6 protein-coding genes and 1 pseudogene are annotated in these 12,832 nt (G+C 60.3%); 4 read left to right on the top strand and 3 right to left on the bottom strand.

Annotation, left to right across the window (positions count from 1 at the left end):
* Positions 1 to 127: 127 nt before the first annotated feature.
* The 3 genes from L0C60_RS11300 (at position 128) to L0C60_RS11310 (ending at position 5,219) form a co-directional block, all read left to right on the top strand.
* On the top strand, positions 128 to 1,480 hold the full coding sequence (locus L0C60_RS11300; protein WP_243092779.1) for a type I restriction-modification enzyme R subunit C-terminal domain-containing protein: 1,353 nt from the start codon (positions 128 to 130) through the stop codon (positions 1,478 to 1,480).
* On the top strand, positions 1,464 to 3,113 hold the full coding sequence (locus L0C60_RS11305; protein WP_243092780.1) for a class I SAM-dependent DNA methyltransferase: 1,650 nt from the start codon (positions 1,464 to 1,466) through the stop codon (positions 3,111 to 3,113). The genes L0C60_RS11300 and L0C60_RS11305 overlap by 17 nt, the downstream gene beginning before the upstream one ends.
* Positions 3,114 to 3,566: 453 nt before the next feature.
* Complete coding sequence (locus tag L0C60_RS11310) at positions 3,567 to 5,219, top strand: restriction endonuclease subunit S (RefSeq protein ID WP_243092781.1); 1,653 nt, start codon at positions 3,567 to 3,569, stop codon at positions 5,217 to 5,219.
* Positions 5,220 to 5,778: 559 nt separating this feature from the next.
* On the opposite strand, the pseudogene L0C60_RS11315 reads toward L0C60_RS11310, so the two are convergent.
* Positions 5,779 to 6,447, bottom strand: a pseudogene (locus tag L0C60_RS11315) (transposase).
* Between the two features lie 247 nt (positions 6,448 to 6,694).
* On the opposite strand from L0C60_RS11315, the gene L0C60_RS11320 reads away from it, so the two are divergent.
* The gene (locus L0C60_RS11320) at positions 6,695 to 6,871 is read left to right on the top strand and encodes an MBL fold metallo-hydrolase (RefSeq protein ID WP_243092782.1); all 177 of its coding nucleotides are present in this window, start codon (positions 6,695 to 6,697) and stop codon (positions 6,869 to 6,871) included.
* A gap of 338 nt (positions 6,872 to 7,209) precedes the next feature.
* Here L0C60_RS11320 and L0C60_RS12835 read toward each other — a convergent pair whose 3' ends face one another.
* Both L0C60_RS12835 and L0C60_RS11340 read right to left on the bottom strand, forming a co-directional pair.
* Positions 7,210 to 10,260 (bottom strand): UvrD-helicase domain-containing protein, encoded by a 3,051-nt coding sequence (locus tag L0C60_RS12835; protein ID WP_279231959.1) that lies wholly within the window; start codon positions 10,258 to 10,260, stop codon positions 7,210 to 7,212.
* Positions 10,257 to 12,824, bottom strand: a complete 2,568-nt coding sequence (locus L0C60_RS11340) for a PD-(D/E)XK nuclease family protein (RefSeq protein WP_243092783.1) — start codon at positions 12,822 to 12,824, stop codon at positions 10,257 to 10,259. The genes L0C60_RS12835 and L0C60_RS11340 overlap by 4 nt, the downstream gene beginning before the upstream one ends.
* Between the last annotated feature and the right edge of the window lie 8 nt (positions 12,825 to 12,832).

A 12,832-nucleotide genomic window follows, 5' to 3' on the forward strand; every position in this document is an offset into this window, starting at 1 on the left:
AGCATAGCGGCCACTATTTTTTCAGATCCAGGGGATAGGTAGCAACTTGGGTTTTTTTACTGACCCTGGCCAGTATCCGGGTCCCATCTACCGCTACACGATCCGCCAGGCTGAGACCAATCCCGAGGTGCCGGAGTGGGAGCGACTTGCCCAGTGTATTCACTTCAAGTTCCACACCAATGTTGATCTGGAAGGTGTGCACGACATGGGCTTTGACTTTGAGCCCGAGCAGTTGGGTCGTGCCGTGGATGTGCCCCAACGCAACCGACTAATTGCCGAGAAATACTTTGAAGACATCCTCGGCACCCGGCAGCCCGTGAAAACGATCGTCTTTGCAGCATCTATTGCCCACGCGAAGAACCTGCGCTACGCCCTCATCGAAGAGTACAACCGCCGCAACAACCTACCGCCCAACGATGCCGCCGCGGAAAAGTTCATTGTGGCGGTGCACAACCAAATGCCGGGGGCGAGAGAGCTGATCGAGGAGTTCCAGAAAATCACAACCCCCGAGGAACGCAAAGCCATCATCGACCAGGCGCACAAAGACCCCAACATGGCGCCCCGGCCCATCGTTCTTGTGGGAGTTGGCATGCTGGACACCGGCATAGACGCCCCGGATGTGGAAGTCCTCCTCATGGCACGGCCTACGAAATCTAAGGTGCTCTATGTCCAGATGAAGGGACGGGGCACCCGAAAGTGCCGGGATACGGGCAAGGAGTTTTACAAGCTCGTGGATTTCGTGGATATCACGCGTTTGGAGCCTGTGGTGACCAACGACACCCCGGGCGTCGTGGATGAGCCGGTCGAGCAAGAAGAAGAGACCCTCGTCCAGCGCGAGCGCGCGGAAACTATCCAAGAGCAGCCTTCTGAAGAAAAGCCGCGCACGGAGCAGCAGATGGTCATTGCGGATGTGCCGGTCCGTTTGGTTTTCTCCGAGACCATCTCGCCAGCTGTTTTGGAAGAGCTGCGGCGCCAGGTCGAGGCCCAGCTTAAGGGAGGCATGGAGCGGGAAGGCATGAAGCACCGTTTCGCGCAGACACTCCTCTGTTGGCGCTACTTCAAAGGGGCTGCGCCGCCAGACCACTCGTTTCTTGCCACCATGGGCTTTGACCTATCCACCCTCCGGGATCTTTATGGCGAACCTGAGGCGACCCTCGAAGACTTCATTGCTGTTGCCATGGGTGAAGCAGACTTCGATACCCTCCGGCGTCGCCGGGAATTCGAGAAATGGGCGCTGGGAAAGAACCTGAATGCCGCCCAGCGGGAGATGGTGCTCATGGTCATGGACTTCAAACGGGCAAATCCCGCGATTACTCCGGAGCAGATCCTAAGAAGCCACCTGTTCGATCAGGTCGGCGGACTGCCCCGCATCAAGGCGCTCTTTGGCGGCCTGGCCAAGTTGCTCGCGCTGGCCGATGAAGCCATGAGTTTAGAAACCGGATCACCCTTAGAGGAGGATAACCATGGCAACGACGCCTGATTTTAACCAGTTTGGCGAAGAGCTTTGGGAGATCGCCAACGTCTTTCGGGACGATGCGCTCCATGCCACGGAGCGGTTAGAGACCTTTAGCCTCTTTCTCTTTCTCAAGCTCTGGGACGAGATGGCCCTGGAACAAGAGGAAGCCCTTGGTAGGCCGCTCAAGGACGAAGAGCTGGCTATCCCAAACAAGTATCGCTTCCACAAGTGGGCAGGCGATCCCGACGGCTACGCCAAACAGAACGGCTACGAGGATAGCGTGGACTTCTGTCGGCGTATGTTCGATGACCTTGCCACCCGAAAAGTTGTAGACCAGTACGGCAAGGATATTACCTTCGATGTTCGCCGCCTCTTTGGGGGGACTGTGTTCCGGTTGCGCTACACCACCACTATCCGGGCACTCGTGTACAAGCTCAACGAGTTGAACTTGCGCGAAATCATGATGCGCGGAGTTGGCGAGTCCGGTGAACGGTTCGATATTTTCGGCCGCGCCTATGAGTACCTCCTTCAGCAATTCGGGCAAAACAAAGAGTTTGCCGAGTACTTCACCCCGCGCCACATCGTGGATCGCATGGTGCAAATCATTGACCCGGAGATTGGCGAAACCATTTACGACCCGGCCTGCGGCACCGGCGGCTTCATCGTCCGGGCCTTCGAGTGGGTCAAAGGGAAAATTAACCGCAAGAACATTTCCGCAACCGAAAAGGAGCGGCTCCTACGCAGTTTGAAGGAAAAGCACCTCATCGGCGTGGAGCATGTGCCGCTGGTCTTCAAGCTTGCCCTCATGAACATGATCCTGCACAAAGACGGCTCGAGCCAGCTTCAAAACGACGACAGCCTTTCCAACAAGGCGCAAGACATTCACAAAAACAAGTACGATGTGATCCTCGCCAATCCGCCCTTTGGTCCCACCAAACAGGAGCGGCTGGCACAGTTCGAGTATCACATCAAGCTCTACGAAGCGCTCTTCCTCCAGCACATGATGAACGCCTTGCGGCCTGGCGGGCGGGCGGCGGTCGTGCTCAAGGAAGGGCTTCTTTTCGACTCCAAGAAGATGCTGCGTAGCATCTGCCGCAAGCTGGTGGAGCAGTTCGAGGTCCTAGCCGTCATCAGCCTCCCGAACGGGGTCTTCAACCCCTACAGCGGTGCTAAGACCAGCATCGTAGTCTTCCGCAAGCCCCTTGGCAGGGACGATGTGCACACCTCTAAGGTCTGGTTCTATCGGGTGGACAGCGACGGCCGCGACCTGGGGGCGACCCGCAGACCGCTGCCGGACTTTGCCACCGACGGTGACCTCGATCACATGGTTTCGCTTTTTCCCTACACCTGGCGGCACGAAAAAGACGGCGGTGTGCGGGCGATCCTCAAAGCCGATGACCTCAAGCAGTTTGAAAGCGAAAAATCCTGGTGGGCGACCATAGACCAGATTCGCGCCACCGACTACAACCTTACTGCTGGCCGCTACTGCCCGCACCAGGCGGAAGCCGTCGAGCACGAAAAGCCGGAAGTGCTCATCAATCGCTTGTTGGAATTGGAGGAGGAGATCACCGAAGACCTGCGCCAGCTTTTGGCGATGGTGTCCAGCACTAACCTTGAAGGAGTCTCACAAGCAAACCTAAACGGAGGTGCACTATGAGCATCACAATCGTCCGATGGACATTCGAAGGCCCTTACCCGTTAGGCGAAACCTGGCGGCTGCAAGACCGCTCGGGCGTGTATGTGATTTTAGATCTACATCCGGACGGATACTATTGCTTAGATGTGGGCGAATCTGCTCAGGTCAAGACCCGAGTGGAAACGCACGACCGCACGGATTGTTGGCGGCGCCACCGCGGGGGCGCGCTGTATGTGGCAGTCTTGTATACGCCGAATCTGCAGCAACCCGGGCGCTCCGCGATCGAGCAGGAAATCCGACGCCAATACAATCCACCCTGCGGTGAACGATGACAGTCTGCAGCGCACCACACGGTACCAAGCTCCTCTGTGAGGGCGGTGAAGCCAGATTGCTCAAGCCGGTAGAAACACAGCAATTCCTCGACAAGGCCAACAACGTTCTCGGATGGGAGAGTCAGCGATGAGCACAAGAAGAATGGTGACCGCAATCAATGGATGGATTCGCGAGCCAATCTCTAAGGTGGCTGAAGTCAACCCTGTTACTGCGCTCCCTGGTCCAGAGCTCGATGATCTGGCCGTACCGTTTTATAACATGGCAGCAATTGATGAGTACAGTGGCAAGCTTCGAGACGCCGCTATCGTACATCTGAGAGACTGCCGCACGGGCAAGACAAAATTCCAGAATGGTGATGTTCTCTTTGCGAAGATAACGCCCTGCGTACAGAATCGCAAATCTGCCCTAGTAAATGGCCTTCCTGGAAACTTTGCATGCGGTTCATCGGAGTTTTATGTTTTACGGCCTGGCAAGCGTGTCAGGCCAGAGTACCTGTTTTACTTCATCCGGCAAGATCGAGTGATCCACGCCGCCGTGGAAAGCTTTACCGGTACGTCTGGACGCCAAAGGGTTCCAAGAACTTTTTGGGATCGTCTCGAAGTCCCCCTCCCCCCGCTCCCCGTCCAGGAGCGGATCGTGGAGATCCTGCAGAAGGCCGACGAGATTCGGCGCAAGCGCAAAGAGGCGCTGGAACTGGCGGACAAGATACTGACAGCGCTGTTTCTGGAGATGTTCGGCGACCCAGCAACGAATCCGAAGGGGTGGCAAACCGTTCAGTTTGGGGATTGTCTGCTCGATGTCACACGAGAATGCAACAAGGTGCAGCAACACGAATACAGGAACAATACATCCGGAGCATGTCCAGTTATTGACCAAGGAGAGGACTTTATTGGTGGCTATATTGATGACAGAAAACTGCTCTATCAAGGAACCCTACCCGTCATCTTGTTTGGCGATCATACACGCCGATTCAAGTTTGTAGATTTTCCATTTGTACTGGGCGCTGATGGAACAAAGGTTCTTTGCGCTAAAGCAGGATATGAGCCTGAATACATCTATTGGCATCTTCGATTAGCCCGGTTGCCTGATCGTGGATATGAACGACATTTCAAATTCGTCCGTGAACTGCGCTTTATGGCTGCACCCCTAACTGCTCAAAAATACTTTGCGCGTATTGTGCAACAATATACCGAGCAACGAGTTCGGTTAAGCGATGGTTCGGCAGATGCCGAAGCAACTTTTCGATCACTCCTCTCCCGCGCTTTCACCGGCGAGCTGACTGCCAAATGGGAGGTGGCCAATGCGGAGTGGATCGCCAAGCAGCAGGTGCTTTATGAGCGGCTCCCCAGGCTGGTGACCCTGGCGCTCGTTGCTGAGGAGGCCAGGAGCGCGCGCCGCTCAGCTGAGGTGCTGGTGACCGCACTGATGAAGTACCTTTTCCTCCTCCAGATGGAAGGCTCCAGCACTCGCAGACGTTTTTACCATTTCGTCCCCTACGACTATGGCCCCTTCGCCAAGGAGCTCTACACCGACCTCCAAAAACTGCAAGACGAGGGGCTGGTACGTGTGGAAAGCAATCCCGAGGAAGAGAAGACCAAGATAACCTTGACTGATCCGGCAAGGATTGACGAGGAGCTTGCCGAGCTCCCCGACGACCTGAAGCAAGACGTTGCGACCATTGTGAAAACCTACGGCGACCTCGACCACAACAATCTTCTCAAAATTGTTTACGAGAAGTATCCCGCTTACGCCCGCAAAAGCCGACTGCGTCGCAAGCAGGGCGAAGGGCAATGAAATCCACTCTCGAGAACTTCTGGACCAGGCAATAGCAGCCATGATTGCCGCTTATTGATGTGGACAACAGCCCGAATCCCGCTACCGCACCAAATGCTTTGCCATCCTCGCACTCAATGCAGAGGAACTCCTCTCCTGCTCAAAGCCAAGTGGCTGGCGATGCATCGCAACCGTCTGAGTAGCCGCGATGTGGGTCGTGTCAGGAGTTATGTTTAAGGGTCTGGCAAGATTCGGCAATACGGTAGGACGTAAGAGGGGCATACCGGTCCCGAAGCATCCTCTCCAACACCTCCCGCGCCTCGCCAAAACCCTTAAGCCTACGCTCCGCCCCCCTCCCCTCTTGACGCTGCCCCTCCAAGCACAAGAGCCCGAACACCGCTTCCGGCCGGGGAAAGTTGTGGCACCGCACTTTCGTACCTCACCTCACCTCGCGAATAAACCGCTCCATCAGATTCGTGCTCCGCAAATACGGCTAGAGCACCGCCAGATAGTCGTAAAAGCGCAATAGCGACCCAGAATTCTCCCACCAGGCCGCTACCAAACCAGGGTACTTGGACCCTCACTGCTCCTTGAACTTCTCCAACGCCGCCAGTGCCTCCCTCCGGCCCCCCGCCATGTAAACCCCCGTCAGGTCCTGCACCAAGGAAGCACGGTCCTGCCACCGCACCTGCCCTAGGCTCTCCCTCACCGGGTGCGCCACGCACCGCTGCCACCCCGCCTGGGGGTACACCCGCGGGATGGCCTCCTCAAGATGTTTGTTCATCGGGCAAAGTAACTATCCCCGGTAAGCCATTGGTGACGAAGAGCAAAACCCGCCACAGGCCCCTCTCCCCCAGCTCCCGCAAGTCCCCTCCCAGAGGGAAACGCTCTCTGTGGGCAAAAGCCAGAAGCCCTGGAGCTGCCGCTCCCTTGAAGGGGTGACTCCCAGGGCTATGTACACCGCCTCCTGCTCCACCCGAAGCCCCTCCCTCAGGACCTTTGAGAAGAGGCCATCCAGACAAAGGGAGGCCGTCTCCTTCGGTAAGAGCCTCCCACGGAAGGCTTCCGCCTTCACCAACACCCCGTCTGTGATGGCGCTGATGATCTCAGGGACACCCTTTCCCTCCCGATCCTTTTCAGGATTCTCATGAAGGAGGAGCGGGTGCCCAGGGTACTCGACAAATGGGGTATGGGGCGGCAGTTTCTGGCCAAAACGCCCTAGTGTGCCTGGACATGTTGGTCCCACCATGGATCGTTCCGGAAACGAGGGGTGCCTGAGGGTGGTTGGGGGTAAGTCCCCCACTTATGTTTGAAACCAGGGGGCGTGCCCCGCAAAACCCTAACCACATCGCAGTAGTGGTCCGTTCTGGGTAAGCCACCGGCGCCTAAAAAATAGGTAGCTCCTAGGGCTACCCTCTGCTCCCCTCTACGCCCAAAACTGGGCGGGTGGCAATGCGCCCTCAAGCCGTCCTAGACTTTTCCCAAGGAGGCATCTTATGAAACGCTTTGACCTAGACCCGCTCCGCCTCACCCTCTTCGGCGGATGGGGGGAGATCGGGGGCAACCAGATCCTGTTGGAGGCGGCGGATGGGGCGGTCCTTCTGGACTTCGGCAAGCCCTTCGCCCGCTGGGGGCGGTTCTTCACCGGGTTCCTCCCCGAAGGCGGCTCCTGAGGTTTGGCTCGGCTCTCCAAGAAAGGATCAAACTTTCCAGGGGTCTACCACCCGCTTGGGCACACCCCGAACGTGGGCGGTGTTGCGGGTAACTGGGATGAGGCCGTGGCAGCCGGCATGGCGTCTAGGGGGAAAATGGACCTCCCCTCCCGTAGACCCTGGCCGGTGAGCTCCTCTAGCCTCTATCATCTCTGCGTCCAAGGGAAGAATGTGCTCGGCGGACTTGTGCATTAGGGTTTTCCGAGGGAGGACGATGCGGAACACCCTCAGGATCCGGGCCGGTTTACCGCGGACCTCCCCAATTGCCTTCTTCCAAAGGTGTGGACCCTGGATCAACCTTAAGGCTTGGGGAGCTGCCGTAAAGCCTGGATGAGCCAGGCGGTAGCCTCCCTTACCTCCTCGAGGGAAACCTCTTCCACTTTACCCTGGCGTAGGTCGGCCACAAAAGCCCTTTGCTTGCCCAAGGCGAGGGCATACAGGCCCACCTGGAGGCGATAGGCCTCGAGGTCCAGAGCCAGGTCCGTCTTGTAATCCAAAACCCAATCAGGACCCACCCGGTCGGCCCTACCCTCGAGGGCCACCGTTTCCCCCTCCTCCAGCTCCAAGTAATAGACCACGGGCACTTCCTTCTCCCCCCTGCGATAGGGGGCGAAGGCCTCGTGGATGAGGAAGGTGTGCGCCAAGGAGAGGGCCTCCTCCCACTCTTCCTCTTCGGCCTCAGGGTAATGGCTTTCCAAAAACGCCCGCCCACCCTCATTCAGCGCATCTTCCTGGTCAAACTTCTCCAGCAGGGCGTGCACCATGGTGCCCACCAGAGGCCCGCCTGCCCCTTCTTCATCGTCTGCCTCCAAGAGTGGGGGAAGGTCCCCTTCCGGGGGTCCTCCCCAAAGCCGCCTTCGGGCTGCCTCCAGGTCCTTGGCCGCCAGGGCGAGGAGGGAGATGGGGAGGGATTCCAAGGGAAGGCGGGAAAGGGGCTCGAGACAAAAATTTCCTTCCGTCCCCGGGGCTTTGGCCTCCGGCTCCTGTTTCCCCAGGGGAGCTGCCGTTTCCTTGGACTCCTCCAAGGGCCTGGCCCCAGCCCTTTCCAGGGCTTCCTTAAGCTCCGCATTGGCCTCTCCTCCCAAGAGGCAGTAAAGCCGCTCCGCTGCCCGGGTGGCGGCTACGTAGAGGAGGCGGCGGCGCTCCGCCTCTTCCTCTTGTTCCAAGCACGCCTTGGCCAAATGGAAGAGGCTTCCGGGGTTGCCATCCCTGTCCAAGACGGGAGGAAAAAGGGCGAGCCCCGGGCGGAAGAAGGCCCGCGTCTTCCAGGGAGCGTTTCCCTTCCAGTTTCCCACTTCCAAAAGGAACACCACGGGCCACTCCAGCCCCTTGGCGGAGTGGGCGGTGATGAGGGTGACGGCGTTGCCCGCCTCCATGGGGGGACGGGGCACCTGCACTCCTTCTCGGCGCAAGAGTCGGAGCTTGCGCACCACCAGGAAAGGGTCCTCGTCCCCCCGCTCCAGTTGGCGCACCAGCGCCAACACGCCTTCCCAGTCCTTCACCCGCCGGGGTCCCCGGGGCAGGGCCGAGAGTACCCCCGTGTAACCCGTGGCCATGTCCAGCCTCTGGAGAAGGTGGCTCGGGGGCTCCCAAGACTTGCGCTTGCGGAGGTCCTCCAGGACCACCTTTACCCCTTGGGGGATCACCTCCCAGAGGCTTTTTCCCCTCTTTTCGGCGAGCTGGCGAAGCTCGGGGTCCGAGAGAGCGAAAAAGGGGGCGCGCAGAAGGCCCACCAGGGCCTCCTCGTCCTCGGGGTCCGCCAGGAAGCGGAGGGCGAGGAAGGCGTCCTCAAACTCCCGCGTTTCCAAGAGGTTTCCCCCCTTTGCTTCCACGGCTGGGATCCCTGCCTCATGGAGCGCCTCCGCGGCCTTGGCGAGGAGGTTCCATTTGGGAGCGATCACCGCCACGTCCCCATACCTAAGGCCCCTCTCCCCGTTTCCATCCCGCACGCGAAAGCCTTGGGCGACGAGCCTTTGCACCTCGCGGGCGATGAGCCGGAAGGCTTCCTCCCCTGGGGTGGCGTAAAGCACCGCAGGGCCGGGATTCAAGGGGTCCCTTACCGCCTGGACGGGCAGGTAGGTTTCGGCGAGAAGTTCGCCGAAAAAGGCGTTGTGGAACTGGGCCAGCTCCCGATGGTACCGATAGGACTCCGGGAGGATCCGCACACGCTCGCCCATCTCTTCGAGAAGCCCCTGGAACACCTTGGGATCGGCCCGACGGAAGCCATAGATGGACTGGTTGGGGTCTCCGGCTACGGTCCAGGCGTCTAGGTTGGGGAAGAGCTTTCGGAGAAGCTCTTCCTGAACAGGGTTGGTATCCTGAAACTCGTCCACCAAGAGGTGGTGGAAGCGCTCCTGGTAGTAATGCCGTACTGCCTCGTGCTCAAGGGCGCGCAGGGCGTGGACCTCGAGGTCCGCATACCCCAGGCGGCGGGCCTTGCGGTTCCGCTCCTCCACCTTCGCCCAGACGGTGTCAAAGAGCCTCAAGAGGAGGGACCAGGCGTTCGGCGGGAGCTTGGCAGGCGTTTCCGAATCCGAAGAAGAGAAGGTGTCCTTCCCCCTTTTAACAAGCGTCTTTAGCTCGTTTAACGCCTTTTGCAGGGAAGGGGACTGGGGTTGCCCCTTTCCAGTCTGCGGTCGCATGTCTTCTACCAGGGAGGCGAGTTCCCTCCAGGCTGAAGGGCCTTCCTTCAAGATTTCCCTCACCCTTTCTAGGGCCTCCTGGAGTGATGCCAAGCCGTCTGCGCTTTCTGGGGTTGCCATTTCCTTTTCCAGTTGGATCAGGGCGTACTCCACCCTCCTGGCGAAGGAGGACCAGGCTTGGGCAGCGAGCCTCTCTCGCAAGCTCACGGGGTCCTCCTCCAGGAGCTTCCGGGCTGCGAGGGGATCTTGCAGGGCACGCTCTAGGGTGTCCAGGAGCCCTTCGTAGCCCACCGCTTCCACTAGGGGGGCGTAGCCTTCATCCTCCAGGGCCTCCTGGAGGGTCACCTCCACCCACGCTGCCCGGAGGAGGGTGGCCTCGAGGTCGTCCAGAACCTGGAAGTCCGCAGGCACTTCCGCTTCTTCCGGGAACTCCCGGCTGATGCGGGCGGCTAGGCTGTGGATGGTGCCGATGGGAGCGGCTTCCAATTCGGCCACGAGGTGATCCGGATGGGGCAGCTGCCCCAAGCGCTCCCTGAGGCGGTTGCGGAACTCCAGGGCGGCCCGATCGGTAAAGGTCACTGCGACGATCTCAATGGGCCTAAGCCCAGTATTCAAGAGCTCCAGGTACCGCTCCACAAGCTGGTGGGTTTTGCCCGTGCCCGCTCCCGCCCGGTAGGCCAGCCCTCGCACCTTGGACGCCGTGTTCATGCCCTAACCTCCTTTCGGCAAACCGATTTAGCCCAGCACCCCCGGCAGACCTGCGTCATCTCCCCGGGGGCAGCGGGGAAGGTGCCCTTCTCCAGGAGGGTTCCCGCCCGTGCGAGTAGGTCGCTTAAGACCTCTTCCCTGTTTGGGGGATAACCCTTGCCTGTTCTTGGAGAATGGATTAGTTTCCCATCCAGCAGGCCATAGTAAATCCCCTGCCCCCGTCCCTCGTTCACCAACCTGAGGTAGAGGGGGATCTGCAAGTCCATGCGAAGGCCATTCCCCAGGGGCACTTCCTTCACGCCATGGCTCGTCCGTTTGTAGTCCACCAGAAAGGTGGAGCCACTCCGGTTGTCCCAGCGGTCAATGCGGCCCGTTATCACAATGTCCTTCAATTCGGGAGTAGACCCCTTTACTTCTCTTTCCACCGCTTGCACCTCAGCATCGTCTTTGAGGAAATTGGGCTTCTGCAGGGCCAAGGCTAAGGCCAGTAAGAGGTGGGATCTGCGGTGGGGCCAGTCCCGGCACCGGAGAAAGTGGGCCTCGCTGCGCCATTGGGTTTCCACTTCCGCAAAGGCCTTCTCGAGCCCGCCTTCTTGTAAGGCCCAGGAGCGGATTTCAGCGCCTCGGGTTTTCCCTGCGGCCTTGGCTTGCCAAAAGAGCGTTGCCAGGACTGCATGAAGGAACTCACCCTCCTTTCCCAACTCCCCGTCCTCGGCCTCTTCGGCCCCTTGAGGACGGAGGACGTAGCGCAGGAAGAAGCGGAAGGGGCAGAGGAGGAGTTCCTCCAAGGCGTTGACGGAAAGCTTGGGAGGATGGAAGGGCGCTCCCGCCTGGCCGTTGTAGGGCGTAGCCTTACTCCCTTGCCGTTCCCTTTCTGCGGCCAAGGCTCGTTTCATTTGCTCCGCGAGCGGGTCCCCTTCCCAGCGGCCCAGGCGCCTCGCCTCCACACGGCTACCGAGGAGGCGCTCCTTTGGGGGCTCGGGTTCCAGGCCAAGTCGGGCTAGGTAGGGACTGGGAGGCACAGGGTCTTGGCCCACCACCTCGGGGTAGGCCAGGACCACCTGGCCCCCCTCCTCCACGCTCCCCAGAAGGGCGGCAAACACCAAGGCCTCTCGGGTAGCCTCCTCCCAGGGCTCCTCCAAGGAGAGGCCAAGATCGCGAAGGCGTTGGCGTTCGGGGAAGCCCAGAAGGGGGTCTTCCGTGACCGGGGCGGGGGCGAGGCCTTCGGCCATGCCTAGGACGAAGAGGTAGCGGTAGCTTCCCCCGTAACGGGCGAGCGGGGTGTTGAGCTCGAGGCCCCGATACCCCGGCTGGGTCGGTACGGTGAGGTGAAAGAGGAGCTCGGATAGCCCCGAGAAAAATCCCTCCTTTTCCTCTTCCGTTAGCTCGGGAAGCCCCCTGAGGACCGCCTCCAAGGCAGCTCGCTCCCGGGGCCAACTACGGAGGCGTCCTCTTAGGGGGCTTAGGAAGCCTCTGAGTGCCTGGACCAACTCCCTCCCCTTCGCCATGCGGGATATTTCGCAAAGGGCTTCGGGAAGCCCGAGGCCTTTCCACGCCACCTCCCCTTGGGGTCTAAGGGTGCGGGCCTGCCGCAGGTCCAGGCTTCTTTCCAGGGGAAAAAGGGGGTGGAAGAGGAGGCGGAGGGTGGCCTCGTAAGGGAAGCCGGAAAGGGCTTGGGAGAGGAGGGCGAGGAGGCTTCCTACCCGTGTTTCCCCCACGGGGATGCGGTAGAGGAGGCGGAGGGGGATTCCCTGCTCCAAGACCACCACTGCCGCTAGGGGGCCGTAGAGGCGGTCGTCCCGGACCACTAGGGCGATCCGCTCTGCTGGGACTCCTTGCGCCAGGAGGTTCTTGATCCGGGCCAGGATGTAGCGCACCTCCTGCTCCCTATCGGGGAAGCGGAGGGCTTGGACCTGGACCCCTGGAGGAACCTCCCGCTTCGCCTCTAGGAAAGCTTGGGCCAAGGGGGAAAGGGGGGCCTCCACCACCTCGAGGCCCCCCTTCTCCAACAGCTCCTTCGCCTGTTGGTTGGCCTCGCCCATGGGGCCTGAGGGTAGGGGGAGGGTTACCGTGCTCCCCGGGGCCGCTACCCTCTGGAGGAAGAACCGCTCCCCAGCCCCGAGGTAGGGGTAGCCCTCCACCCGAAGGAACTGCTTGGCCTTGCCCACCACCTGCCCTGCCCGCACCAGGAGGGAGGCCGGGTCTACAAAGCCCTTTTTCTCCAGGAGCTCCAGGTACGCCAAGGCCACACGCACCACCCGCTCGGCCCGCTTATCCGGACCGCTTTCCCCTAGCTTCCTCAGGGCTTGCTCTAGGACTTCCCTGTCCCCAGCCCGAAGGAGGGCCCGCAGGGCGGGAGAGATGGCGGCCGCAAACCCCTCGGGGTCGGAAGGCCCCACGGTTTCCCGCACCGCCTGCACCAGGAGACGACGGGCGCGAAAGGGCGAGGCCACCTCTACCCCCTGGGCCAAGAGCAGGCTTCGGGCGAGGTCCTCCAGACTGAGGCGGCGGACTTTTAGCCTCCGGGCCACCGCCCGGTTGGGCGTGATGAGGAGGGGGCGCATTCCTCCCC

This window comes from Thermus hydrothermalis (assembly GCF_022760925.1).
Taxonomy (GTDB): domain Bacteria; phylum Deinococcota; class Deinococci; order Deinococcales; family Thermaceae; genus Thermus; species Thermus hydrothermalis.

Excerpts from the sequence above, each read along its gene's own strand:
- L0C60_RS11305 (WP_243092780.1), top strand. The coding sequence starts at position 1,464 with ATGGCAACGACGCCTGATTTTAACCAGTTTGGCGAAGAGCTTTGGGAG.
- L0C60_RS11310 (WP_243092781.1), top strand. The coding sequence starts at position 3,567 with ATGGTGACCGCAATCAATGGATGGATTCGCGAGCCAATCTCTAAGGTG.
- L0C60_RS11320 (WP_243092782.1), top strand. The coding sequence starts at position 6,695 with ATGAAACGCTTTGACCTAGACCCGCTCCGCCTCACCCTCTTCGGCGGA.
- L0C60_RS12835 (WP_279231959.1), bottom strand. The coding sequence starts at position 10,260 with ATGAACACGGCGTCCAAGGTGCGAGGGCTGGCCTACCGGGCGGGAGCG.
- L0C60_RS11340 (WP_243092783.1), bottom strand. The coding sequence starts at position 12,824 with ATGCGCCCCCTCCTCATCACGCCCAACCGGGCGGTGGCCCGGAGGCTA.